The 25,620-nt window shown below is 52.4% G+C and carries 28 protein-coding genes; 27 read left to right on the forward strand and 1 reads right to left on the reverse strand.

What is annotated here, in order from left to right:
- Positions 1-5: 5 nt before the first annotated feature.
- The gene (locus HPY52_00600) at positions 6-1,616 is read left to right on the forward strand and encodes an MBL fold metallo-hydrolase (GenBank protein ID NPV78762.1); all 1,611 of its coding nucleotides are present in this window, start codon (positions 6-8) and stop codon (positions 1,614-1,616) included.
- Positions 1,617-1,627: 11 nt separating this feature from the next.
- On the forward strand, positions 1,628-2,887 hold the full coding sequence (locus HPY52_00605) for a HEAT repeat domain-containing protein (GenBank protein NPV78763.1): 1,260 nt from the start codon (positions 1,628-1,630) through the stop codon (positions 2,885-2,887).
- Between the two features lie 22 nt (positions 2,888-2,909).
- On the opposite strand, the gene HPY52_00610 is transcribed toward HPY52_00605, so the two are convergent.
- Positions 2,910-3,083, reverse strand: a complete 174-nt coding sequence (locus tag HPY52_00610) for a small, acid-soluble spore protein, alpha/beta type (GenBank protein NPV78764.1) — start codon at positions 3,081-3,083, stop codon at positions 2,910-2,912.
- A gap of 206 nt (positions 3,084-3,289) precedes the next feature.
- Here HPY52_00610 and HPY52_00615 point away from each other — a divergent pair, with 206 nt between their 5' ends.
- From HPY52_00615 to fliQ, 25 genes are all read left to right on the forward strand, one after another.
- Positions 3,290-3,802: a chemotaxis protein CheW gene (locus HPY52_00615; GenBank protein NPV78765.1), complete on the forward strand. Its 513-nt coding sequence runs from the start codon at positions 3,290-3,292 to the stop codon at positions 3,800-3,802.
- Between the two features lie 121 nt (positions 3,803-3,923).
- A complete protein-coding gene (locus HPY52_00620) occupies positions 3,924-6,008 on the forward strand; it encodes a chemotaxis protein CheA (GenBank protein NPV78766.1) in 2,085 nt (694 codons plus the stop codon).
- A gap of 70 nt (positions 6,009-6,078) precedes the next feature.
- Positions 6,079-6,435, forward strand: coding sequence for a response regulator (locus HPY52_00625; GenBank protein ID NPV78767.1), 357 nt, complete (start codon positions 6,079-6,081; stop codon positions 6,433-6,435).
- On the forward strand, positions 6,432-7,592 hold the full coding sequence (locus HPY52_00630; GenBank protein NPV78768.1) for a chemotaxis response regulator protein-glutamate methylesterase: 1,161 nt from the start codon (positions 6,432-6,434) through the stop codon (positions 7,590-7,592). Before HPY52_00625 ends, HPY52_00630 begins: the two co-directional genes overlap by 4 nt.
- A gap of 3 nt (positions 7,593-7,595) precedes the next feature.
- Positions 7,596-8,414: a protein-glutamate O-methyltransferase CheR gene (locus HPY52_00635; GenBank protein NPV78769.1), complete on the forward strand. Its 819-nt coding sequence runs from the start codon at positions 7,596-7,598 to the stop codon at positions 8,412-8,414.
- 49 nt (positions 8,415-8,463) lie between these two features.
- The gene (locus HPY52_00640; protein NPV78770.1) at positions 8,464-8,970 is read left to right on the forward strand and encodes a chemotaxis protein CheX; all 507 of its coding nucleotides are present in this window, start codon (positions 8,464-8,466) and stop codon (positions 8,968-8,970) included.
- 229 nt (positions 8,971-9,199) lie between these two features.
- A complete protein-coding gene (gene flgB / locus HPY52_00645) occupies positions 9,200-9,571 on the forward strand; it encodes a flagellar basal body rod protein FlgB (protein ID NPV78771.1) in 372 nt (123 codons plus the stop codon).
- 1 nt (position 9,572) lies between these two features.
- Positions 9,573-10,025 (forward strand): flagellar basal body rod protein FlgC, encoded by a 453-nt coding sequence (gene flgC, locus HPY52_00650; protein ID NPV78772.1) that lies wholly within the window; start codon positions 9,573-9,575, stop codon positions 10,023-10,025.
- 173 nt (positions 10,026-10,198) lie between these two features.
- The gene (gene fliE, locus HPY52_00655) at positions 10,199-10,447 is read left to right on the forward strand and encodes a flagellar hook-basal body complex protein FliE (protein NPV78773.1); all 249 of its coding nucleotides are present in this window, start codon (positions 10,199-10,201) and stop codon (positions 10,445-10,447) included.
- Between the two features lie 4 nt (positions 10,448-10,451).
- Positions 10,452-12,062 carry a flagellar M-ring protein FliF gene (gene fliF, locus HPY52_00660; protein NPV78774.1) on the forward strand — a complete coding sequence of 537 codons (1,611 nt, stop codon included), beginning with the start codon at positions 10,452-10,454 and terminating at the stop codon, positions 12,060-12,062.
- Positions 12,022-13,107, forward strand: coding sequence for a flagellar motor switch protein FliG (fliG, locus tag HPY52_00665; protein NPV78775.1), 1,086 nt, complete (start codon positions 12,022-12,024; stop codon positions 13,105-13,107). Before fliF ends, fliG begins: the two co-directional genes overlap by 41 nt.
- The gene (locus HPY52_00670) at positions 13,100-13,903 is read left to right on the forward strand and encodes a hypothetical protein (protein ID NPV78776.1); all 804 of its coding nucleotides are present in this window, start codon (positions 13,100-13,102) and stop codon (positions 13,901-13,903) included. The genes fliG and HPY52_00670 overlap by 8 nt, the downstream gene beginning before the upstream one ends.
- Positions 13,878-15,290: a flagellar protein export ATPase FliI gene (fliI, locus tag HPY52_00675; GenBank protein ID NPV78777.1), complete on the forward strand. Its 1,413-nt coding sequence runs from the start codon at positions 13,878-13,880 to the stop codon at positions 15,288-15,290. Before HPY52_00670 ends, fliI begins: the two co-directional genes overlap by 26 nt.
- Positions 15,287-15,745 carry a flagellar export protein FliJ gene (gene fliJ / locus HPY52_00680; GenBank protein NPV78778.1) on the forward strand — a complete coding sequence of 153 codons (459 nt, stop codon included), beginning with the start codon at positions 15,287-15,289 and terminating at the stop codon, positions 15,743-15,745. Before fliI ends, fliJ begins: the two co-directional genes overlap by 4 nt.
- A gap of 208 nt (positions 15,746-15,953) precedes the next feature.
- Positions 15,954-18,329 carry a flagellar hook-length control protein FliK gene (locus tag HPY52_00685; protein NPV78779.1) on the forward strand — a complete coding sequence of 792 codons (2,376 nt, stop codon included), beginning with the start codon at positions 15,954-15,956 and terminating at the stop codon, positions 18,327-18,329.
- Between the two features lie 42 nt (positions 18,330-18,371).
- On the forward strand, positions 18,372-18,944 hold the full coding sequence (locus HPY52_00690) for a hypothetical protein (protein ID NPV78780.1): 573 nt from the start codon (positions 18,372-18,374) through the stop codon (positions 18,942-18,944).
- 18 nt (positions 18,945-18,962) lie between these two features.
- Complete coding sequence (locus tag HPY52_00695) at positions 18,963-20,174, forward strand: flagellar hook protein FlgE (GenBank protein ID NPV78781.1); 1,212 nt, start codon at positions 18,963-18,965, stop codon at positions 20,172-20,174.
- Positions 20,175-20,270: 96 nt separating this feature from the next.
- A complete protein-coding gene (locus HPY52_00700; protein ID NPV78782.1) occupies positions 20,271-20,480 on the forward strand; it encodes a flagellar FlbD family protein in 210 nt (69 codons plus the stop codon).
- Positions 20,481-20,487: 7 nt separating this feature from the next.
- Positions 20,488-21,279, forward strand: a complete 792-nt coding sequence (locus HPY52_00705; GenBank protein NPV78783.1) for a flagellar motor protein — start codon at positions 20,488-20,490, stop codon at positions 21,277-21,279.
- On the forward strand, positions 21,272-22,093 hold the full coding sequence (locus tag HPY52_00710) for an OmpA family protein (GenBank protein NPV78784.1): 822 nt from the start codon (positions 21,272-21,274) through the stop codon (positions 22,091-22,093). The genes HPY52_00705 and HPY52_00710 overlap by 8 nt, the downstream gene beginning before the upstream one ends.
- A 78-nt stretch (positions 22,094-22,171) precedes the next feature.
- Entirely contained in the window at positions 22,172-22,663 is a 492-nt protein-coding gene (locus HPY52_00715) for a hypothetical protein (GenBank protein ID NPV78785.1), read from the forward strand.
- Positions 22,664-22,691: 28 nt separating this feature from the next.
- Complete coding sequence (fliM, locus tag HPY52_00720; protein NPV78786.1) at positions 22,692-23,699, forward strand: flagellar motor switch protein FliM; 1,008 nt, start codon at positions 22,692-22,694, stop codon at positions 23,697-23,699.
- Entirely contained in the window at positions 23,699-24,160 is a 462-nt protein-coding gene (fliN, locus tag HPY52_00725) for a flagellar motor switch protein FliN (protein NPV78787.1), read from the forward strand. Before fliM ends, fliN begins: the two co-directional genes overlap by 1 nt.
- Positions 24,157-25,332, forward strand: a complete 1,176-nt coding sequence (gene fliP, locus HPY52_00730) for a flagellar type III secretion system pore protein FliP (GenBank protein NPV78788.1) — start codon at positions 24,157-24,159, stop codon at positions 25,330-25,332. Before fliN ends, fliP begins: the two co-directional genes overlap by 4 nt.
- Positions 25,333-25,343: 11 nt before the next feature.
- Positions 25,344-25,613 (forward strand): flagellar biosynthesis protein FliQ, encoded by a 270-nt coding sequence (gene fliQ, locus HPY52_00735; protein ID NPV78789.1) that lies wholly within the window; start codon positions 25,344-25,346, stop codon positions 25,611-25,613.
- The last annotated feature ends 7 nt before the right edge of the window (positions 25,614-25,620 follow it).

Here is a 25,620-nt window from a genome sequence, read left to right on the forward strand (position 1 = left end):
TTGAGTTGAAGCTGAGTTTTTTAGGTGCGGCAAGAACAGTGACAGGTTCATGTTATCTCCTGGAGCTTGAAAAGACCCGGATACTCATAGATTGCGGGATGTTCCAGGGACCGAAAGACCTCAGGGCGCTAAATTATGGGGAATTCGGTTTCGACCCCAAGACTATCGATTTCCTCATTTTGACACATGCCCATCTAGATCATAGCGGCCTCATTCCTCGTTTGGTCGGGGCAGGTTTTTCTGGCAAGATCCTGTCTTCCGAGGCGACCAGGGACCTATCTGAGATCATGCTGCTGGATAGCGCTCATATACAGGAGCTCGAGGCCGAGTGGCAGAGTAGAAAGAATAGGCGCGCGGATGAGGAAGCATTCGAAGCCTTATATACTGTAAAGGAGGCCCAGCAATCCCTCGAGCTTTTTTCACCCCAGCCAATGAGGGAGGTCATTACCCTCAATGATGAAGTCTCCTTCCGGCTCAGGGATGCAGGTCACATCCTGGGATCTGCAATAGTGGAACTTTGGCTGGGCCCTGACGCGACAGGCCCGAAAATAGTATTTTCGGGAGACCTCGGCAATGTGAACCAACCGATCATACGAGACCCGGAATTCATAAGTGATGCCGACTTTCTTGTTATTGAATCAACCTATGGCAATAGGATCCACCAGGACAGGCAGACCAGGATTAGTATGCTGAAAAGGATCGTCCAATCCACCTTCGCCATGGGTGGTAATGTAATAATACCCGCGTTCGCAGTGGCCAGGACTCAGGATGTGGTCTATGATCTTGCCCAGCTGGCAAGAAAGGGTGAACTGCCCGATGTGAAGATCTTCATCGATAGTCCCATGGCTGTGGAAACGACGCGGATCTTCAGCCAGCATAAGGATTCATATGATGTGGAAATGAAGCATCTACTGGCCAGCGGTTATGACCCGTTCTCCCTGCCTGAACTTTCTTATGTCGAGACGACAGAAGAATCTCGAGCTTTGAATGAGATAAAGAGCGGTGCCATCATCATCTCGGCAAGCGGTATGTGCGATTTTGGGCGAATCAAGCATCATCTCAAGCATAACCTTTGGAGGCCAGAAAATACCATTTTGTTCGTCGGATTCCAGGCAAGAGGCACATTGGGACGCAGGCTCGTGGACGGGGAAAAGAAGGTCCGGATTTTCAATGAAGAGATCGCAGTAAAAGCCAGGATCGAGGCGATCGACGGTTATTCGGCCCATGCTGACAAAGATATGTTGCTTTACTGGGTGAAAAGCTTCGCGTCGTTACCCCGCAAGGTCTTTATAACTCATGGTGAGGATGAAGCAGCTGAGGAACTGCGACGCACTCTTGAAGAAACCCTGGGGCTCCTGGCATATGTGCCGAGCCTTGGTGACGCGTATGACATCGAACGCGATGAGATTGTCTTTGCGCCTGGGAAAGGTGATTCCAATAGAGAAGCGGAGGAGGTAGATCAGGCGCTAGCTGAGCTCAGGCTGTCTCTTCTTGCTCTTTCTCACAGGTCAAGTGAATGGAGGCAATCTCAGAACGTCAAGACTATGTCTGAAGTGGCGAGGCGGCTGAGGGAAATCTCCCGCGAGATCAATAAGATTTCAGAGATATCAGTCTAAGGAGAGGCATTATGATGACGTTTGAGGATTCATCTTTTGAGGATTTCGATCCAATAACATATGCGGCAGAGAGTAGGGGGCGCAGCAGTGATGAGATAAAGGCGGAGCTGAGTCAGCTGGCTTCTGCGGCGGGCGCTTCTTCCATTCCTCATCTCGCCCAATTGGCCTTGACCAATGACCCCAAGCTTGCTGTTGCTGCGATCGAGGCCCTCGGCAGGATACGCGAAAAGGCGGCTGCAGATGCTCTTTTTGATATTTCCAACAAGGTGGAGCTCAAAGATGTGCGTAAACGGGCGAAAGCCATGCTTTTTCAATTGCATTCATGGGGAATAGATCCCTCTCAGCCTGTTGAAGATGAAAGGGCTAGACATGTGCCAGGAATGACGAGCGAGCTTGTCGATGCCTGGGTCTCTTTGCCCGATAGTTGGGGCCGGAGGGTTATCTTTGCATATGTCAGGGATAGATTTGAATCAAGGATCATGAGTTTCCTCCTTGAGGAAGAACATGGAATTACCAATGCAATGACTGAACGATCGAGCAGAAAGGAATTTGATGAATGGGTTGAAGATTATTTCCGAAAGAGCAACATCGACTATATGCGAATTGACATGAATTATATGGCATTCTTGATCCAGGAAGCCCTGGACAGGATGCGATCAACGGGCTTTCCCATTATCCCGGAAGTAAAGCGAGTCGTGGACCTCTGGGATAAAGTGATTAAAAATAGGGAGACAAAATATCTGGAACCACCAATTTACAATGAGCTCAAGAAAGAGGAGATTGAGCAAGATGAGGATCTATCACTGCGAGCCAGGGATCTCGTCTCATTAAAAGAGGTCCAATACTGGTTCACTGCGATACGCGATATTGATGATTACATCTCCAGGCTTTCCAGCGTCTTTGATGGTATAATCCAGGTAAGCCGTTTTGTTCAAGCAGAAATGGTACAGCGGGTTGTCCAGGACGCCATCGAGGCCACTTTTGGTGGAGATCGTAGACTTTTATTTGCGAGACGGCTGGAGGATCTTTCATATTACTTGCTGCATAAGGGGCGCGAACAAGAGGCAAGAGAAGCCTTGTCAGTAGCCCTGGACCTTCGCCGAGATCGAGAACTCCACAGGATTCCATTTATTGTGGAATTCATACACCAGGGCCTAGGTATAGGAAAAGCAGGGCAGATTCAGACAAGAAACTCCAAGGAGGGGAAAGCTGGGGAGGGTCTGCTGATCATCAATCCCTTTGATCCGAAATATAGAAAGCAAAATATGTAAGGAAGGCAAGGGTCAAAGACCCTTACCTCTCCATCTGACGGGCCATAAGCTCTTCCGCCTTCTGAATGAGGCCGCGAACTATCAGGCCCGCCTGTCTGGTGGTGATGTCGCCGTAGTCATAGACGCCGTTATCGACCTTGATCCTGTCCGCGAAACCCAGTTCACGAGCGATCTCGTATTTTGTTCTGTCAGACACGATACTCCGGTTCCGACTAATAGCCATCACCCCCAGTTTTATTTTCCCCTCAATTCGCTTCAAAAAACCCGGGCAATGCTGGCACAGGAACCTGCATCTATAAACTAAAGGGGCTTTTCTACCGATAAATTATATAGGCTTTGGCCTGTTTTTTGCTAATATCGGGAAAATTTACTAAAAATTCCTCAAGGTCAGGGGGGATCAATATGGCCGAGGAAGTTGCTTACAAGGAAAGACAGCTTGTCGTCTTTGGTTTGGCAGATGAACTATATGGCATCGATATCGGGGTTGTGCGCGAGATCGTCACCATGCAACGTGTGACCCGCGTCCCTAGGGTGCCAGATTACATCGAGGGGATTATCAACCTCAGAGGAAATGTCATTCCGGTTGTCGATCTTAGAAAGAAATTGGGGTTGCCAGCTAAAGAAAAAACGAAGGATACTCGGATAGTCATAGTGGAGGTAGACTCGGAGACTGTAGGCCTAGTGGTGGATATGGTGTCGGAAGTGATGAGAGTGCCGGAATCCTCTATCGAGCTCCGATCAACTCTGATCGGGGACCTGGAATCTGACCCTGTGGAAGGCATAGTCAGGTTGGATGACAAACTTATAATCCTAATGGACATCTCCCGCATCATCTCTACCCAGGAAGTGAATACCCTTCCTTCAAGGGAGCAACTGGAAGACTCCCTTGATCAAGGCGAAGAGCCCCAGAGTTGAGTTTGGGCATTGATGGGGGGATTTTGTCGTTGTGTGGCGTTTCCCGGGAATTTGTGAGGTCTTAAGCCCGACCTGGGATTTGCGTTCTCAGGATCTTCGGGGGAAGGGTGGTGGATGCTAGGTGGCTGGTGATAATGATTTCTCAGCTGAGGAGATAAAGATCTTTCTAGATGAAGCGGAAGAGCTCCTGGATGTGATGGAGAGAGATATTCTTCAACTGGAAGAAAATCAGGATCCAAGTCTGATACAGGAGATATTTCGGGCTGCCCATACGCTCAAAGGATCGAGCGCGACTCTCGGTCATCAAAGACTCACGGCCCTGACTCATGCTGCAGAAAGTGTCCTGGATAAGGTGAGAAGCGGCGAGATAATGCTGACATCAGATGTCACAGATGCCCTTTTGAATTCCCTGGATATGATGAGAGCTCTGGCGGGTGAGATCCGCTCTGGCGAAGATGCAGGGGTGGATTTGGGGCCAGTGCTGGCAAAGCTTCGCGATATTGCTTCCGGAGAGGAACCATCTCAGCTGCGGGAAGAAGAAAATCGCCAGGATGCATCCTCCGAGACGATATCTGAGGAAGGGAGCGAATTCGCCCTCGAACCCGGGGAGCAGTCCCTAGAGGTGTCCGTGTCACTGGCCAAAGATAGTATTATGCCCGCGGTGCGGGCCTATCAGATAATATTGGCGCTGAATGAGCACGGCCGAATTTTGAGCTCAACCCCAAGTCTCGCCGAAATCGAAGAAGAAAAGGTAGACGATAGTCTCAAGGTCATATTTGCCACCCGCGAACCTCGGGAAATCATACGGCAGGCTGTGATCGGGGTCCCTGACGTGGCATCTTTAAATATTCAGCGATGGAATGCGCCTTCTTCAAGGAAAGCTGATACAGAGGCTGCATTACTGTCAGAGACTTTAGCGGAATCATCCCATCCTGGTGGGGCATCTCCAAAAAGCGGGGCTGGCCTGGGGAAGGCCATGTCTCGAAGTGTAAGGGTAGATGTTTCCATCCTGGATAGTCTTATGAACCTCGTAGGCGAGCTCGTGATCGATCGTACCCGGCTATCGCAGATAGTGCAGGACCTGAGGCAACATGGCGGTGAAATCGAGGAAATTGCTGAAGACCTGAGCCGGACGGGCGGGCATGTTGGGCAGATAACTGCGCAGCTGCAAGAGTACATAATGAAAGCCCGGATGGTTCCTCTTGAGAACATCTTTAAGAAATTCCCTCGCATGGTGAGAGATCTAGCGCAGAGATCGCAGAAGAAGATAGAGTTCATCGTGAACGGGGAGGAAACAGAACTAGACCGTTCTGTCATCCAGGAGATAGGGGATCCTTTGATTCACCTCTTGAGAAATGCGGTGGACCATGGGATAGAATCCCCTGAAGAACGAGAGCGCCTGGGCAAGCCGCCAGTCGGAACCATTAAACTCTCGGCCTCTCACAGGGAGGGCCGGATCGTAATAGCTGTCGAGGATGACGGCAGGGGTATTGATGCGTCCAAAATCAAGCAGAGCGCCCTGACAAAGGGCATAATCACAGAAGATCTGGCCGCTCATCTATCAGAGAATGATCTGATCAATTTGATTTTTGTGCCGGGGTTCAGCACATCTGAAGAGGTAAACGAGATCTCTGGCCGCGGAGTGGGAATGGACGTAGTCAAAAGGAACATCGAGAAAGTGAGCGGCACCATAGAGATCGAGACTCGTGTTGGGAAAGGGTCCACATTTTATATAACGCTGCCGTTGACTCTTGCCATACTCCGTGCTCTATTGGTGACGGTAAATGGCATAACTTATGCAATTCCTCTGAGTTCAATTCGCGAAATCGTCAGGGCCGGCCGGTCTGACATAAAGACCGTGCGGGGCGGAGAGGTGATAATGCTCCGGGATTCGGTGCTCCCGCTATTCAGGCTCAGGGAGGCCCTGGGGGATAGTATTGGCGCAGAATACGGAAAAGCATATTGGGATTCGGGGAAAGAGGACTTCGTCGTGATAGTCGAGACAGGGCCACGGCGGGTGGGGCTTGCTGTAGATGGCTTGATAGGCGAGGGTGAGGTAGTTCTCAAGAGCCTCAGCCGCTTCCTGGGAGATTTGAGCGGTATTGCAGGCGCCACGATCCTCGGGGACGGGAGCGTGGCTTTGATCGTAGATGTGCCGAGTCTCGCCAAGAGGCTTACTTGGCGTCAGACGAGGGTCGCGGTATGAACTGGTAGCGAAGGGGGGTAGGGCGCGTTTTCCCTCTCAGTAAGCTGGGAGGCTTCCCGCGCCAGCTTTTGTGACCAAGGTACTGGTAGTAGATGATGCAGCATTTATGAGAATGCGCGCCGTCAAGTTGCTACAAGAGAATGGCTACGAGGTGGTCGAGGCAGCTGACGGATTGGAAGCAGTGGAGAAATATGTTCAGGAAAAGCCAGATGGTGTCCTGATGGATATCACCATGCCAAATATGGATGGGATCGCGGCGGTGAAGGAAATCAAGAAAATAGATCCAAAAGCCAATATCATCATGTGCAGCGCTCTGGGACAGCAGTCCATGGTGCTCGAGGCCATAAAGGCCGGAGCTAAAGATTTTGTTGTCAAACTATTTCAGCCTGACAGGATATTAGCTGCAATAAAAAAATTCGCGGGATGATCGCTACCCCCGGTGATATCGAGGAGGGCGATTTCTTGGCTTTCAAAAAAACGCGGGTCCTAGTTGTGGACGATTCCGCCTTTATGCGTAAAGTCATAAGTCGTATGATCTCCAGCGATCCGGAACTGGAAGTAGTGGGGATTGCAAGAGATGGAGTCGAAGCCCTCGAAAAGCTTCATGGCACCCAGCCTGATGTGATAACCCTTGATGTAGAGATGCCGAGGATGGACGGCCTCGAGGCCCTGAAAGCTATCATGGCTGAGCGCCCGACGCCTGTTGTGATGCTGAGCGGCCTTACAAAGGAAAACGCGGATACAACAATAAAGGCACTGGCGCTGGGTGCCGTGGATTTCGTGACTAAGCCCTCAGGCGCTATATCTCTGGACATCGAGAAGGTAAAAGACATCCTTCTATCAAAGATTCGCCTTGCCAGGAGGGCAAAGCTTCGCCTCATGGTAGAGCGCGGTCAGGGTGTTTCCAACCATAAATCTCTGCATAGTGGCATATCTGTCATGCCAGATAAGAAGGACTCACCTTTTTCAGGATCGGAGGGACAAAGGCCGGCTGATATAACGGTGGTCATTGGCAGTTCTACCGGAGGCCCCGGTGCCCTCCAGGAGGTTGTCCCCAGGTTGCCTGGTGACCTTCCGGCAGGCGTGCTGGTGGTGCAGCATATGCCCAGAGGCTTTACCCGTTCTCTTGCCGCCAGGCTGGATGAGATGTCCAAGCTCCACGTGGCAGAGGCTTCCGATGGTGATCTTGTCGCCCCGGGGGTTTGCCTTGTAGCCCCTGGAGGGAGGCATCTTGTGGTCAGAGCCGATCACAGGGTGAGTCTTAGAGATGATCCTCCGGTCCATGGAGTGAGACCATCTGTTGATGTTACTCTAGAGTCAACGGTCAAGGTCTTCGGCAAGAATGTGATCGGCGTAATCATGACCGGCATGGGGTTTGATGGCGCATACGGAATCTCTATGGTAAAGAATGCAGGGGGAATCGCCATAGCTCAAGATGAGGCCACTTCAGTGGTATGGGGGATGCCCAGGGCAGTGGTAGAGATGGGATATGCAGATTTCGTTTGTCCACTTGAAAATATCGCTGAAGCTGTTGTCAAATCACTTGAGGGATTTGCGGCTGCCTCTATGGAAGGAAGCAAGTGAGAGATGATTTCTGGTTTTCCAAAATTTGCAGAGAGAGAGATACCAGCGAACGAATTCGAGTTTTTCAGCCGTAAGGTTTTAAATCTTACCGGGATCGACTTGAGGCCATACAAGGCCAGTTTGATGGAGCGCCGGCTGCGGGCCATGATGACCAGGGCCAATGTAGATAATCTGGTCACCTATGCCCAGCTTCTGCAGCGTGACCCGTTGAGATTAGAAGAGTTTCGCAGCTGGTTTACCATAAATGTATCGGAATTTTTCAGGAACCCTGATAAGTTCGCAGAACTCAGAAAGGTCATCATCCCTGAGCTCCTTAAATCAAGCCCGAATCTGAAGGTCTGGAGCGCAGGATGCTCCAATGGGAGCGAGCCTTACTCGGTGGCTATAATCCTGAAAGAAGATGCGCCCGGCGGCCGCCATCAGATCTTCGCCACGGACATAGACCCTGAGGCGCTGGCCATTGGCATAAATGGCGTATATGGGGAGCGTGATCTTGGAACGAATGTAGATACCGCGCTGCGCAAGAAATACTTCGACCAGGTCGAGGATAAATTCAAGATACATGACAGCCTCAAACGCATGGTGAGATTTCAGATTCATGATCTATTACGGGACGAATATCCGAGCGGGTTTGATCTGATTCTGTGCAGAAATGTGATCATCTATTTCACGGAAGAGGCCAGAGATGAGATCTTTCGCAAATTCCATGATTCCCTGAAGCCAAACGGGGTGCTCTTCGTGGGAGCAACGGAGAGTATTTTAAATGCCCGTGAAATTGGGTTTGAAATGATTTCGCCATTTTTTTACAGGAAAACTGGCTGAATTAACAGCCCTATGTCCTTATGAGGGGCCCTGACAGGAGGTATATGTAATGAAAGCCCAGTTCGTCAATCCATTTGTATCTGCTGCATACCAAGTAATTCAGGCAGAATTGCAATCGAGTGTTGAAAGAGGGCCGCTTTCCCTCGAAGAATCCCAGTTTACCAATAGAGATATCACGGTAATGATTGGAGTCACCGGACCTGTCCAGGGAGTGGTGATGTATAGCATGTCACGGGAAACGGCGAAGAAGATGGTCGAGGTCATGATCGGACAACCGGTAGCAGAATTCGATGCCATGGCTGAGAGCGCTATAAGCGAGCTTGGGAATGTAATCACGGGTGTTGCCGCGGCCGAGCTTGAAAAGGCAGGTTACAGCTGCAGAATATCACCACCTACTTTGGTCATGGGCGAGCATACCGTTATATCTACTGTGAATATCCGCCGCCTCGTAGTAACTCTTACCACCCAATTCGGTGAGCTGGAGATAAGTCTTGCTCTGGAGGAGGCGCGCGCCGGCGCCAAGGATGTGGGATTTACCGTCGTCCGGCGAGGGTAACTCTTTTCCCCCGGTGATACGCCACCAGCTCTGCGAGAAAAAATTTCCCGCATAACCTTTGACAGCATCATTTGCTGATGGGGCCGGAAGGTCGTCTATCTGGATAATTGAAGGATAGCGGCCTTTTTTATGTGGCATCAGTTTTGCAATAAATAGAGTCCGGCCTGCCTAATATGGCAGATTCCCTAAGTATCGAAATGTCGAAGGACACTGGTGAGGGGTTGGGGATATGGCCGGGTTATTCACAAGTCCGATCTTTCTTGCCTGTCATAGGGCGCTTGATGCTTTATCCCTTCGCCATCAGGCGATCTCAAACAACATAGCCAACGTCAATACGCCCGGGTATAAGGCCATGGAAGTGTCGTTCGAGGCAGAACTGGAGCGGGCTCTCAAGGAGCAGGGCGATCCAGTAGCTATCTCTGATGCGGAGATTACTGTGACACGCGAGAATACTGTCTACCGGGCCGACGGAAATAGCGTGGATGTCGACCGCGAAATGGCGAGGCTTGCAGAAAACACGGAGCGATATAACGCAATAGCGCAGCTTGTTTCAACGAGGCTAAGGATGCTCCGGAGCGTGGTAAACGAAGGAAGGAGATAGCATGGGCATCTTTTCTACAATGGCTATAAGCGCCTCAGGCATGACGGCAGAGCGCTTGAGGATGGATGTCATAAGCAATAACATCGCCAACGCAAATTCCACCCGCACTCCCAAAGGCGGTCCATATCGTCGGCAGCAGGTCCTGTTCAGCGCTGTTCTTGGTGATACAGTCAAAGGTTATATGGCGAAGTCAGATGGACCTGCGGGTCACAACCCAATAGGCGGTGGCGTCAGGGTAGTAGGAATCGTCGAGGACCCATCCCCGCCGAGACTCGTCTACGACCCGGATCATCCAGATGCCGATCAGAACGGCTATGTTCACATGCCGAATGTAAATATATTGGCAGAAATGGTGGACATGCTCTCGGCGACAAGGGCTTATGAGGCTAATGTGACCGCATTGAGCGCCGGAAAGGCAATGATAGCAAAGGCATTAGAAATAGGGAGAGTGTAGAGGATTCGTGTTGAAAATGGACAGAGTGGTGGCCATCTAGCCACTATACAGGAGGGAAACTCATGGTTTCCGGCATAATACCCATCGATCCAGCGAGTATACGCCCCATTGAACCTATAGATGCTGGGATCTCTCGCGCCGGCGGGCTTTCTGCTGTTGGGGGATTCTCCCCGATGGATAACCAGGGGGCCCAGCAACTCGTCACCGACTTTGGACAGCTCCTTTCAAATGCGCTTGATTCCCTCAAGGGGCTCCACGCTCAGGCTGACGAGTTAGTGAAAGATCTGGTGACCGGGAAATCGGTAGATCTACATGATGTGATGATCGCAGTGGAGAAGGCTAGCATAGCGCTGGATTTGGGACTCCAGCTCAGGAACAAAGCTGTGGAAGCCTATCAGGAAATCATGAGGATGCAGGTGTGACTAGATGCCGGGAGTAGATACACAGCCAGAGGTTTCGCGGCAATCAATATTTAGCAGACTCTCCCGTCCACAGTGGCTCATGATATTGGTGGCGGCCGGACTCGTTCTGGTAGCTATCGTCCTTTTGGTGATGAGGGGCGGTGGGCCAGATCTAGTGCCCCTCTATATCAACATGAGCATGGATGATGCCGCGAGCGTAGTGGCCAAGTTGAAAGAAATGGGTGTCAAATATTCACTGGTCGATGGAGGGCGTACCGTGATGGTCCCGTCAAAAGATCTCTATGATCTCAGGCTTCAACTCGCCAGTGAAGGGCTTCCCGCAGGAAGCGGCGTTGGTTTCGAGATCTTTGACAAGACCAATTTCGGGGCGACGGAATTCAGCCAGCGGGTGAATTACCTTAGAGCATTGCAGGGTGAGCTGACACGGACCATCATGCAGATGGCGGAGGTAGACCAGGCCAGGGTCCACCTGGTGATTCCTGAACAGGAGCTGTACCTGCAAAAGGAAAAGCCGGCTACAGCTTCAGTGATGTTGAAACTCAAGCCTAGCGCGAGCCTCTCCAAAAAGCAGGTGCAGGGGATTCGCCATCTCGTGGCCAGTGCCGTGGAAGGCATGAAACCAGAGAATGTCACTGTCCTAGATATATTTGGCAATGTGCTGTCGCAGCCTGCTGATAGCCCAGATGCTCTAGCTGGGGCTTTGACTCTATCTCAGCTTGAGGCGAAAAGGGCCTTTGAAAAAGAGTTGGAATCGAGTATAGCTGGCATGCTTGAAAGGGTATTGGGCCCTGGGAAGTCATCAGTCAGGGTCAGCGCAGACATCGATTTCAACCAGGAGGAAACTAGCAGCGAAATTTATGAACCAGGCGCGAATGGCCAGGGCGTAGTGCGAAATAGGAAAACGCTCGATGAGTCCTTTTCCAGTACGGAAGGGCAGGGAACCGGGGTTGTTCCAGGGGTCAGTAGCAATGTCCCGGCAGGCCTGGCGGGCGCTCCCACTTACCAGGGCACCGTTGGTGGGGGGTCGTCGCAGCAGACGCGCCGGGAGGAGACCATCAATTATGAGATAACAAGGCGCATTGAAAAGAGGGTCAAGGCTCCTGCCAGGATAGCCAGGCTATCAGTTGCGGCCATCGTGGATGGCAATTTGACCCCGGCCCAGCTCAATTCTGTCACTCAGGCGGTATCTGCAGCAGCCGGCATTGATCCTGCAAGGGGCGATACTGTTGTGGTAGAAGCAATGCCATTTGACCGCTCGTTCCTGGACGCTGAAAGGCAGGCAATGGCTGCTGAGGCTGCAAAAGCCGCCGCTTCCAAAGGATTTGATCTTATGCAGATCCTACCTTACATGGTAGCAGGGTTTGTCCTTCTCCTGCTGGCCACCATCCTGTTGGTGAGGGCCAGGAGACGACGTCTTGCCGCGGCCGGCATGGCCCCTCAGGCCGCTGCCATAGAAGAGGAATTAGAAGCGCCACTGCCGGCAGAGGCTGTTCCGGAGAAGGCGCAAGAGCCAGAGTTCGCATTTGAAGAGGGCATCGAAGGCAAGATCGAGCAGCTTGTGATGAGCAAGCCGGATGTGGCCGCCCGGGTCATTGAGACCTTCCTATCTGAATGAGGAGGATGAATACCAAGTGCCGGACGCTGTGGAGATTCAAAAGGCACAACTCACGGGAAGGCAGAAGGCCGCCATTGTCCTCCTGAGCCTTTCCCAGGATGCGGCGGCTCAGATCCTGAGGTTCTTGGATGAGGCGAAGATTCAGCAGCTGACAATAGAGCTTGCCAATCTAAAGAGCATCAAACCCCAACTTCGAAGAGCTGTGCTCCAGGAGTTCTTTGATCTTTGTACGGCTCAGCAGTATGTTTTGCAGGGCGGAATTGACTATGCGCATCAGATTCTGGAAAGGGCTCTTGGTGCCCACAAGGCATCGGAGATTTTGAGCAGGATCACGAGCGCCATGGGATCCGTTCCATTTGCCTTTATGAAGAATATGGATCCGTCCCAGGTCCTCAGCTTCCTTGAGGCCGAGAGTCCGCAAACCATAGCCCTGGTCCTGGCACATCTCAAACCAGAGATGGCTGCACAGGTCATGTCCGGTCTCCCGCCGGAGCTTCAGGCAGAGACATCCAGGAGGATCGCCACCATGGACCATACCGCTCCTGATGTTATAAGGGAGGTGGAGAAAGTCCTTGAGCAGAGGATGTCGTCGCTGGGAAGTGAACGGGCCCAGGCGGTTGGCGGAGTAAAGGCTCTTGTTGATGTCATAAACAAGGTGGATCGAGGGACAGAAAAGGCCATCCTGGATCGCCTTGAACGGGATGATCCGGAGCTTGTAGATGAAATCAAGAAACTCATGTTTGTCTTTGAGGATATAGCGCTTCTGGATGACAGAACCATCCAGACCATATTGCGCGAAATTGACATGAAGGATCTCACACTGGCGCTCAAGGCAGCAGGTGAGGAAGTTCAGGCCAGGATATTCAAGAATATGTCAGAACGCGCCGCCGCCATGCTCAAGGAGGATATGGAATTTATGGGTCCTGTTCGCCTTCGCTTGGTGGAAGAGGCTCAGCAGAGAATCGTGAACGTCATCCGGAGGCTCGAGGATGCCGGGGAAATCGTGATAGCCAGAGGTGGCGGGGAGGATGAGATAGTTGTCTAGTGTGATGAAGTCCATTCCCTCCATATTGGGATCCGGATCGGGCCCCGGGGCCCCTGACCATGAGGCTTCAAGCTCTGTAGCTTCAGGTTTTGGGGCTATATGGAGGGCTCCGGAATTGCATGGAAGGCCGAGAATCCGGATGGAAGCCGCCAAAGCTTATGATGATGCGGTGGCCAGGGCAGCCAGGCTGCTAGAGCAAACTCGCGAAAAGGCTGAAGAACTCATCGATGCTGCAAGGGCTGAAGCTGAGAGGATTATTGCGCAAGCGCGAGATATGGAGGCCCAGATCAAGAATGAAGCATTTCGGTCGGGTTATGAAGATGGGCGCAAGGAAATAGAAAAGACCATGATGAGCAAGATAGAGGGACTTATTACGGGACTCGACAAAGCCAGGGAGGCCATACTCGGTCAGAGGATGGAAGCCATGAAATCTGCGGAGGGGGAGCTTGTGGACCTTGCATGTGAGATAGCATCCAGGATCATATGCGCTGAGATTGCCCGAGATAATTCATCCGTTGTGAATGTGGCCAAGGAGGCCCTCAGATACACCACAGGAGAGGGAAGGATCGTTGTGAGAGTGGCGGATGCCGATCTGGAGGCCGCAACAAATGCCCTGCCCCAGCTCGAGGCAGTCATTGATGGGATACATGAGCTCGAGATACTCCCAGATCCCAGGGTGGAATCAGGGGGATGTATCGTTGAGACTGAGTATGGCACTGTGGATGCCAGGATTTCGCAACAATTGAGCCAGATAAGGAGACATTTCGATGATGCCAGGGCAGCCAGCGCAGAATGAAGGCTGTGGTCAGGTTATAAGCCTTGAGAAATATAGAAAGGCGGTCCGCGCGGGATCCACATTCAGGATCACGGGCAGGGTCTCGCAGGTCATTGGCCTCGTGGTGGAGTCTGTCGGTCCTTTGGCGAGGATCGGGGAGCTGTGCTATATCTCGCCGGCCGGGCGTGCGCCTGCTATAGAGGCTGAAGTTGTCGGATTCCGTGAGGGGAAGGTCCTCCTGATGGCCTTGGGGGATTTGAGCGGTATAAAGCCAGGCAGCGAGGTAGTGGCCTCCGGGAAAAAACTTGCAGTCAAGGTTGGGCCAAAGCTCCGCGGCAGGGTAATCGATGGACTTGGCAAGCCACTTGATGGGCTTGGACCAATAGAATGGGTCCATGAATATCCGATCGAGAATTCACCGCCTAACCCCCTGGAACGAGAGCGCATAACTGAGCCCCTTTCGGTGGGGATCAGAGCTATAGATGGACTTTTGACCTGTGGAAAGGGTCAAAGAGTAGGGATCTTCTCGGGAAGCGGCGTTGGCAAGAGCACCCTTTTAGGCATGATCGCACGCAATACTGAAGCTGACGTGAGCGTCATAGGCCTCATTGGTGAGAGAGGCCGTGAGGTCAGGGAATTCATTGAAAAAGACCTCGGACCCGAGGGTCTCAAGCGATCGGTTGTTGTGGTGGCCACATCAGATAGGCCGACCCTGGTCCGGATAAAGGGAGCTCTCCTGGCGACCGCCATTGCCGAATATTTCCGCGACCAAGGATGTGACGTGATGCTGATGATGGATTCCCTTACCAGATTTGCTATGGCGCAGCGAGAGGTCGGCCTTGCCATCGGTGAGCCGCCTACAACTCATGGTTACACCCCATCGGTATTTTCGCTGCTTCCGAAGCTTCTGGAGAGAGCAGGCACTTCAAAGAAAGGCACGATCACGGGACTTTATACGGTGCTGGTGGAAGCGGATGACATGAATGAGCCGGTAGCTGATGCGGCGAGAAGCATTTTAGATGGGCACATCGTCCTTTCCCGTGAGCTTGCCGCCATGAACCATTATCCTGCTATAGACATTCTAAACAGCGTCAGCAGAGTCATGGTGGACATCGTGCCTGATGAACATAAATTGGCAGCCGGCAAGCTCCGCGATGTTCTTGCGACTTATAAGGACGCGGCTGATCTCATAAACATCGGAGCCTATGTGCCAGGGAGCAATCCAAAGATAGATTATGCCCGTGAAATGATCCAGGGCGTAAATGATTTTCTCGTTCAAGGGATAGAGGAAAAAAGCGATTTAACAGAGGCTCGCTCGAAGCTATGTGAGCTCTTCAGCAGCAAAAACATCGTAGAAGCCACGCCCGTGGCAAGGCAGCGTTCCATGGCAGGTGGTAGGTTGCCATGAAGGCATACAAATTCAGACTTGAACCAGTTCTCCGGGTCCGCCGGAAGCATGAGGAAATAGCGAAGCAGGAACTCGCGAAAGCCCAGGCCATTCTTGCCGAAAAAAAGGCTATCGTAAATGAACTGGGCGAGATTCATTCCTTGACCTGCCAGGAGCTGAAGGATGCACAGGATTTGGGCCCCGGAGATGAAATTGATGTGATGAGCGTGGCCCTTTACAACAGATATATAACTTCACTTGATGTTGAAATGAAAGCGCAGAAGAAGGCCTTAGATGAACTGGCAAAGCAGGAAGACAAGGCACGGCAAGAAGCGGTCGAGGCCCGGAAAAAGACGCGCATCCTGGAAAGGCTGAAAGAAAAAGGGCGGGCTATGCATTTGGCCGAATCTGTCCGTCTTGAACAGGCGGACCTAGATGAGATAGGGCAGAGCAGATTTGCAAGACAACATCGCTAACCCCGAGGGTCCGGGGTGCCCCCCACCCCCCTTTGACGCCCCGGGCCCTTATTATATATAAATATCGCCCGCTAGTGGGCATGGGACACCATTAGGAGGATGAAGGTCCCTGGGTGATTGGATTGTTTTGAAAGAGCAGCTTGAGATCAACTTCCCCTATAGAGGGATTGTTTTCAAAGCTCACCTGGAAGGGAGGTGAATAATGTAAGTGGAAGCGCTTGGAACAGTAATTCAGATTCCAGGGGCTAGCGGGCCGGGGAAGTCAACCCGTATAGGGACCACGGCTATTGCAGGCGACCAGGCGGTCTTTGCCTCGTTTGAAGATATCATCTCATCATTATCAAAATCCAAGGTGGACCGCTCTGTGCCTTCTGATAACCTTTATTCCGCGCGTCCGGGTCGTAGCGTGGGTGATAGTCTAGATGCGCACGGGGATGAACCGCTACCGGCAGCGACATCTGCGAAAGGGAGCAAGGCGCATGATGGAACGCTAAAGGGCCACAATGAGGTGGGAGATGGACCTTCGAAAGATTTCGTCCCCATTGGCCCCATCCATCCCGGCCTTTTGTCATTGGCTGAGGTTCCCGGCCCTTTGACGGGAATTCCTGGGTCACATGGGGTGAAGAGCGAGATTCCTGAGCAGATCCTAGATGGGCTCGTTGGCCAGGTTCAACCCGTCAGCATACAATCTGCAGGGAGATGGTTGTCCTGGAAAGGAATGTCCCCGCTAAGGCATGATTTGGCAAACGGGGGTGCCCTGGGCGCTGAGCAGAATCAGCCAATGACTTCCTTCAACTTACAGCGCGAAGTGAATCCGGCAAATGTAGACCTCCTTGATGAGAAGATCTTTCTTATTGAGAAAGAAGGCAGTGATAGCGGCATCTATAACCCTGTTGCTGCCGAGGCGGCCGGGACGGAGCTGCCGGATGGAAACCCATCCCAGGATGTGTCCGATCCCGTGCCAGGACCTCCATTGGCGCCGCAGAGCGATGGCGATTCTAATTTCATGCAGGCGGCAGAGCCTGGCTCTCCCTATATGAAAGCCCTATCGCCTCTGAGTCATGAGTTTCCCTCTGAAATAAAGCTGATCAGCGAGGATGGCCCCTCCAGGGGAGAATCTATCCAGATGGGCCCGGCCCCGGAAGAAGGCCCAATCCTTGCTCAGGAATCACAGGTTTTCGGGCCTCAGAATGAGGCCAATCCACCTGCGGTGACGGGGGCGACCACGGGGACGGCCGAATTCTATACATCTTACGAAGTCATCGCGGGGCCGGATTTACTCCCGGCTATCAATATCGGGACGGAAGGTGATAGCCGGGCAGAGGGCGACATGCAGGTGGCGGGTGATGCCCTCGTGGATGGTAGCACGGTGGATGGTAGGGCCAGGACGGACGTTGGCGTCCGAATGGATATCGGCGCCAGGGGCAGTGGCGATGCTGAGGCTTTTCTGGCACTTGGCGATATGCGAGATGCAACGGAGGTAACCCTCCAGCCCACTCGCGATGTGCGGGGTGCAGCTATTCAGCAAAGCCATGATAAGCAAGATATCGTCCCCCGGGGACCGCGTGATATACGAGGGGCAATGATCCACGGGCAGCAGAGTCTCCAGGATCTCGTCCGAGGGGACGAGGCCCGTGACCTTATTGCAGGTAAGCAGTCCATCGAAAATAGTCAGAAGGCGGCCGATGTCGTCTCCCAGGACAGGGTCGATGGGGAGATGGCGAACACCAATAACCAGGGCAGGGCGAGCGGTAACGTGGGGAGGACGGGAGGCAAGACTGGGGATTCGAGGGTATATACCTTTAAGGCGCATTCCGATACGGTGCCTGATAATAGATATTTCAGCCTCAGGGATGAGAACGACGCCAAGGTAGATGCGGGCCGGACCCAATCTCCTGTTATGCATTCCCATGCTAATATAATGGCTGGCCCCAACCATGAGACAGGGGCTGAATCAGGGGTACATGCAGATCTACATAATGGGCGTCCGGATGTAAAAGGGGCGATTGGGGGAGATAGTGCAGGGTCGCAGATTGACGATGCTGGACGTGTCAGCTTACACGATATAGCAGGGAAGTCAGGTGGCAGGATTTCTCTTGATCGTGAAATAAAACATCCCGACACGCCTCCTACCTTCCGGGAAATAGCGCAGCAGGTAGTCGAAAGGGCTGCACTCAGGATCCGGCATGGCGATAGCGAGATGTTCATTCAGTTGAAGCCTGAAAGCCTGGGTCGGGTACATATAATGGTGGCGGAGGAAGGCGGGTCAGTTACCATAGGTATCCGTGCGGAGAATGGGATTACAAGGAATCTGCTGGAGGCAGGCTTGGGTGAGCTTAGATCCCTTCTGGCAGATAATGGCGTCAAGGTGAGTCAGGTTAATATTGCTGCTGATACCGGGGCCTGGGATTTTGCTTCAGGGGCCGGAGGCGATTTCTCATATTCCAGGCAACAAAGCCATGGCGCTCAACACGCACAAGAGGCCTATCTTCGGGAAGCCCCCATCTCTTCCGATAGGATACAGCTCCAGATAGGAGAGGCGCGTGTAAGGTCGCCGGGAAATTCATTGGATCGAGTTGTTTGAGGGGAGTCAACCCGTGACCAGGATCCAGGGAGGTGGATAGTTGTGGATCCAGCATCAATAAGCAGAGAAGTTTCTAGTATGAGGTCTGTAGCCATGAGGGGATTTTCATTCCCTTCGTATGATACAGCGTCACTCGGACGGTTCGAAAGGGTCTTTGCGGATAAATTGAAGCAGGACGCCGCTTATCATCCTGCGGCGCAGGGCATGAAAAGCAAGGCTGTCGTGCGCGCATCTGGCTCTCAAACCACATCAACGAACACGATTTCTGGATCACAGGATTTCCTGGGGAAAGACGACTTTTTGCAGCTTCTCGTGACCCAGCTCCGGTGCCAGAGCGTGGCAGAGCCTGTTGATCAGAAGGAATTGATTGCCCAGATGGCTCAATTGGCATCCCTGGAAGAGATGCAGAACATGAGCGTCGGGATCCAGAACCTCTTGGGTTCTCAGATTGCGCTACAGGCTGCAAGCCTGGTGGGCAAGACCGCGGTTGCGACTTTGCCTGATGGAACCAAAGTTGAAGGAGTCATTCAAGAAGTCAAGTTCGATAGCGGGCTACCGATTCTAGTGGTGAATAATCAGAACATTCCTATTTCGCATGTTACGTCTGTCAGGTGAGGAAGGAGGGCGAACAAGATGATAAGAGCTCTATTTGCAGGAGTATCTGGTTCCAGGGCTCATCAAACCAGGATGGATGTCATAGGCAATAACATTGCTAATGTGAATACCATCGCATTCAAATCAGGCAGGGTGACATTCGAGGATCTCATGTATCAAACGCTGAGGGGCGCTGCCGCGCCTACAGCCGATGGTCGGGGCGGGATCAACGGCGCCCAGGTCGGGCTCGGCACGCGGGTGAGGTCCATCGACACCTTGATTGGCCAGGGAAATCTTGAATACACTGATATCCCCACTGATCTTGCCATCGATGGAGCAGGTTACTTCATCGTTTCGGATGGAACCCGGAACTTCTACACCAGAGATGGGAGTCTGAGGTTCGATGCCAATGGCGTGCTTACACACGCTTCAACGGGCCTCAAACTACAGGGGTGGATGAGCCTGCGCTCTGATGGTACGGTGGATACCACAACGAAACTGGAAGATATAAGAATCCCACTGGGGGCCAAGATGAGCGCGAGAGCCACATCGCAGGTGAAGCTCGGGGGGAATTTGAATAGCAATGCGTCGGCTGGGGATAAGGTTGAGGTACAGATTGAGGTGTTTGATTCTCTTGGTAATGCGCAACAGCTTACTATGACATTGACGAAAGATGTAACAGAGAGACAATGGAACGTGTCAGTGAGCGGGACTTCGCTGGGTTCTATTACTTTCGATGATCACGGTCAATTTGCATCAAGCACTGTCGGCACATATACACCCCCTCCTGGCCCTGGAGCCGCCTCGGTCCCCATCAAGCTCGATTTTTCCGCGCTCACCCAATACGCCGCCGATTTCTCGGTGAGGCCCACTTTCTGGGACGGGTATTCTGCCGGAGAACTCGAGGATTTTACGATCAGCAATGACGGCCAGATCGTAGGGATTTATTCCAATGGACAACATGAGGTCTTGGGTCAGCTGGCATTGGCCAATTTCGCAAACGCGGGAGGTCTTGCTGCGGCAGGAAGCAATCTTTATTCAGTGTCGCCCAACTCAGGAGCTGCGCTTATCAGCCGTCCCACCGCAGGCGGATGCGGCAAGGTGGCATGCGGGGCGCTGGAGATGTCCAATGTCGATCTTGCCCGGGAATTCACTGATATGATCATTACTCAGCGAGGTTTCCAGGCTAATTCCAGAATTATCACCACAGCTGATGAGATGCTCCAGGAATTGATAAACCTCAAGAGGTAATGCAGGAGTGCGGGTGGGTCTGACTTCAGTCAACTGAGCCAATAGGCGTCGCTGGCATTCGGTCCGTATCAAGGAATTTGAGAGGAAGGAATTGAGATGATCAGGGTAAACAGGCTCGACGGCACCGAACTGGTGCTCAATGCTGACCTGGTTGAATGTGTCGAGGCCAGGCCGGATACAGTGATCACCCTGACTTCGGGCAAAAAACTGATAGTGCGGAATTCTGTGGATGAAATCTATGCCAAATTCATCGAGTATAAACGTCTCATCAACGAGTGCCTGGGGACGGTAAAGACAGAAGGGTGATATACGTATGGATCTTATGTCTTATCTCGGCCTGATTTCAGGGTTGATCTTAATCGGGCTTGGCATCAGCTCAGGCGGGAGTCTCCTGGCCTTTTGGAACGTGCCATCCCTCATGATCACCCTCGGGGGAACGGTGGCGGCGACCCTGCTCAACTTCCCTTTCGTTGACCTCAATAGTGCGGTAAGGGCGCTTAAAATCGTTTTTACCGAGAAGCTCGATGATCCGGCTGACGTCATCATGGAGCTGATTTCGCTTGCCGATAAAGCCCGCCGCGAGGGTCTGCTGGCCCTGGATACCAGCCTGGATCTTATAGAGGATGCGTTCTTGAGAAAAGGATTGCAGCTGGTGGTTGACGCGACGGATCCCGAGCTCATCCAGGAGATCCTCGAGACTGATATAGACAATCTTGAAAGCAGGCACCGGGCGGGCCGGAGGGTCTTTGAATCGATGGCCACCTATGCCCCGGCTTTCGGTATGATAGGAACTCTCATAGGATTGATCCAGATGCTTCGGAATATTGATAATCCTAGCTCTGTGGGACCGGCAATGGCTGTCGCCCTTGTCACTACCTTCTATGGGGCCATGCTGGCTTACCTGATATTCATTCCGATAGCTGGGAAACTGGCCGTCAGGAGTCAGAAGGAAATGCAGATCCGGCAAATAATGCTGGAAGGAATCCTATCCATCCAGGCCGGCGATAACCCCAGGATTGTTGAGGAGAAGCTGAGATCGTATCTTGCGCCCGGCCAAAGGGAACGGGTTTCCTACAGCGCTCAAATGGTGACGTCACATGAATAAGAGATCTAAAAAGAGAAATACCGATGAGGGTGGAGTGGCAGGGGCCCCTCCATGGATGACCACATATGGCGATCTTGTGACTCAACTCCTTTGTCTTTTTGTGCTGCTATTTGCCTTTTCATCCATTGATCTACAGAAGTTCAAGGATGTGGTCATGTCCCTAAGAGGGGCTCTTGGGGTCCTCACATCTGGGTCAAGTCCGCTGGATCTGGCCGAGCTACCAGCGCCAGCCCCGCCATCCCAATTGCAGAAGAAGGATGACGGGACAGCCGGTCTTGTGAAGGCAATGGGAAGATTCAGGACCTATCTGAAAGATAAGGGGCTAACAAACGACGTCCAAATTACCCTCGAGGAACGCGGGCTTGTGGTGAGTTTCATGGACAAGGTCCTTTTTGATCTTGGCGAGGCCACCCTTCGCCCTGAAGCTAAGACTGTGCTCAAGGATGTAGCGGCGGTTTTGAAGACGCTGCCAAATGATATACGCATCGAGGGCCATACCTGTGATTTGCCAATTCATAGCGCGGCATTTCCTTCCAACTGGGAACTGTCAACGGCGCGGGCTACTTCGGTATTGAGATATCTGGTGGAATCCCTTGGCATGGAGCCTTCCAGGTTCTCGGCCATGGGCTATGGCGAATACCATCCCAAGGTGCCGAATGATTCAGAGAAGCACAGGGCCCTGAATCGGAGGGTTGATATGGTGATTCTCGCGGAGAAGAGAAATTGGGAGGAACCGCCACCCATCGAATCAGAAGCAGGAGCTGGGGCAGGGTCCGGGGCAACGGGACCGGAGCGAAAGACCGGGGCACAGTAACGGGAAATCCAGTTATGATGCGCCCGCATCGATCGGGCGATGATCAAGGAAGGGAGATTACAGGGGGGAATCATCGCAATGGCGCAATCAATCAGACCTTTGCGCAGCGCCCAGGGAGCCTTTGTTTCCAAAAAGGCATTCGGCAACGGCACAGCCAAGCTCATCATCGCACTGGTTGTCCTGGGGCTGGGCATTGGCGGAGGGATATATTTCGGGCTCAGGGAGCTTACTCCCGCGGACATGCCTAAATCAAAGAGCGCGATAGCTCCTGGGCCAATTCAGGAATTCGACTCAGTGGTGGTAAACGTGGCAGGGACCAATGGGGAACGGTATCTTAAGGCTGCAGTGGCCCTTGAGCTCACGACGCCGCAGGCAAAACGCGAGCTTGAAGTGAGAAAGGCCGAGGCTCGGGATATCATCATTTCGCAGCTTTCATCGATGCCATTGGGGAAGCTTCAGATAGAAAAGGGCAGGGATGAACTCAAGCAGGGTATTCAGAGAGCGATCAATGACCTTCTAATGCAGGGCAAGGTTGAAAGGGTCTACTTTACAGAGTTTGTTATACAGTGAAGCAAATTCCTTCCGGGGGAAAAAGTAAATGCCTGAGATATTATCACAAGAAGAGATAAATGCTTTGCTCTCCGCGCTTACCGGTGAATCAGTAGGAGAGAGCGCGGCTCCAGAGCCTGTGCCAGTTGAGAGTCGCGTCATAAAGCCATATGACTTCCGGAGACCTGATAAGTTTTCCAAGATCCAGCTCAGGACCCTCCAGTTCATGCACGAGACATTCGCCCGCCATGCATCCACTGCCTTATCGGCCTTCTTGCGGGCGCCCATAAAGCTCAGCCTTACACTGGTAGAGCAACTGACTTTCGATCAATTCATTTCTTCTTTGCCTGTGCCGACGGCCGTCGGGATCATCGATATGGCTCCGCTGGATGGCAAGGCGGTTCTTGAAATCAATCCCAGTGTTGTATTTCCTATGGTGGATAGACTGCTAGGCGGTCGGGGGAAGGTCGATGACTTCTCTGAGAAAGCAAGGGATTTGAGCGACGTGGAGAGTGTCCTGGTGCGCAGGATAATCGCAAGGCTGCTAGAGGCATTCGCTAATACCTGGCAGAACATTGTTCCCTTTGAGGTCAAACTCGATGTCCTTGAATCAAATCCGCAGTTTGTGCAGGTCATGTCGCCGGGTGATACTGTCGTAGCCATTGCCTTTGATATATCTTTCGGGGACGCGACGGGCACCATGAGTCTTTGCCTTTCTTATATCACCTTGCAGCCTATATTGCCGAAACTTAGTGCGCAGCAGTGGTTTACAGAACGGCGCAAGACTCTGAGCGACCAGAAGCGTGATATCTTGAAACGAAAGCTTGACTCTGTGAGGCTCCCGGTTTCGGCGCAGATCGGCCATGCGACACTTACCGTCGATGAAATCCTGAATCTTCAGCCGGGGGATGTTATTATGTTGGATCATAAAGCCTCAGACGACATCGAAATACATGTGGCTTCACGGGCGAGATTTTGCGGAAAACCGGGCGCAATCGGCAAGCGGCTAGCAGTCAAGATAACTGGGATTATCGGCGAAGAGGGAGGTTGTATGTAATGAACCCTGATGATACCGGCATGGTCGATTCTTTACAGGGAACAGAAGAATCAGGAGCGAATCCAGAACAGGGCGGACAGGCCAAGGATGAGGAGATAAAGGAGACAGAGGCAAAGGGGGCAATGGCGAAAGGAGTTCTTAATCCTCATGAGGCCGCTGCGGTGTCATTCGATCAGTTGAGCCCGGCTTCTGGTGGCGCGCCAACCAGCAAAATCGACCTTGTGCTTGATCTGCCGCTTCAGGTTACAGTAGAACTCGGACGGACCAATATGTTGATCCGGGACATTCTGGACCTCGGGCCCGGATCTGTGATCGAGCTAGATCGCATAGCAGGGGAACCTGTGGATGTCCTGGCCAATGGCAAGCTTATAGCCAAAGGCGAAGTGGTAGTCGTAGATGAGAGCTTTGGGGTGAGAATCGTCGACATCGTTGCCCCCGGGGAAAGGATCTCACAGAAATGAACGTTCCTTCCACTGCTGCCATGCTATTGCGGGCGATCTTCTCTTTGGCCACTATATTGGCTCTCATATTTGCATTAAGCTGGTTCTTGCGGCGCCTTCAGAAATTCACATACCACAGGGGAGATGCCGCGCGCCTTCTCAGTATCGAGGATTCATTGATGCTTGGCCCCGGTCGTTCCCTTTATGTGGTCCGCGCCGGAGACAGGAAAATATTGATCGGGACATCAGGCCAACATCTTGTATATCTTGGGGACCTGGCAAATCCGGTAGACGCGGGTCATGAATCAGGCGCCTGCGAAGATGCCGGCTCCAAATCTGATGGCGGAGGAAATGTCAGCCAAGGGTCTAGTGGCGCAGCCGACCTCTCGGGCGGACAGAATGACGGCCCGGGGGTTCACACACCTTTGATCTTGCTGGCTGGGATTGCGTTGGCGGGGACTATAGCAATAATGATGGCCAGTGCTACGTTTTTCCCAGGGAGAATCTCAGCGGCGCCATTGCCGCAGTTGCAAATCGGGGTCGGGCAGGCAACAAATCCCCAAGATGTAGTGACCTCACTGCAGATCCTTGCCATATTGACTATTCTCACCCTTGCGCCTGCGATCCTGATAATGATGACTTCATTTACCAGGATCGTGATAGTGCTGTCATTCGTGCGGAACGCCCTTGGCTTTCAACAGACTCCGCCCAACCAGGTTGTCATCGGCCTTTCGCTTTTTCTGACCCTATTTGTCATGGCGCCGACATTCAATAAGATAAATGAGACCGCGCTGCAGCCTTATCTCAAGGGCCAGTTGACTCAAGAGACGGCCTACAAGAATGCCATGGAGCCCATCAGGGAATTCATGTTCAAGCAGACCAGGGAAAAGGACCTGGCTCTCTTCGTGGGGCTCGCGAAGGCGGGTCGCCCCCGCAATCCAGGTGATGTGCCCACATATGTGTTGATACCTGCCTTTATCATCAGCGAGATTAAGACCGCCTTTGAAATAGGTTTTGTCATCTATATACCTTTTCTGGTTATTGATATGGTGGTGGCCAGCACTCTCATGTCCATGGGCATGCTGATGTTGCCCCCTGTTATGATCTCCTTGCCATTCAAGATACTGCTTTTTGTCATGGTCGATGGGTGGAATCTGGTCGTAGGATCTCTTCTCAAGAGCTTCCATGGTTAGGGGTGGGTGATATGACGCCAGAATTTGTCTTAGGCCTAGGTCAGCGGGCCATCTGGGTGACATTGCAGGTCACTTTGCCGATATTCATCTTCGCATTGGTGACTGGTGTCGTTGTGAGCATATTACAGGCTGTAACTCAGATACAGGAGGTCACCCTTGCCTTTGTTCCGAAGATCCTGGCCGTCATTCTTGCCCTGGTGATCTTCGGTCCATGGATGCTCAAGGTCCTTGTGGGGCTGGCAGCTGAGCTATTCAGCGGTATACCGGGATATATAGGGTAGTGGTCTC

The sequence above is a fragment of the Bacillota bacterium genome (assembly GCA_013178415.1).
Lineage (GTDB): Bacteria > Bacillota > SHA-98 > Ch115 > Ch115 > Ch115.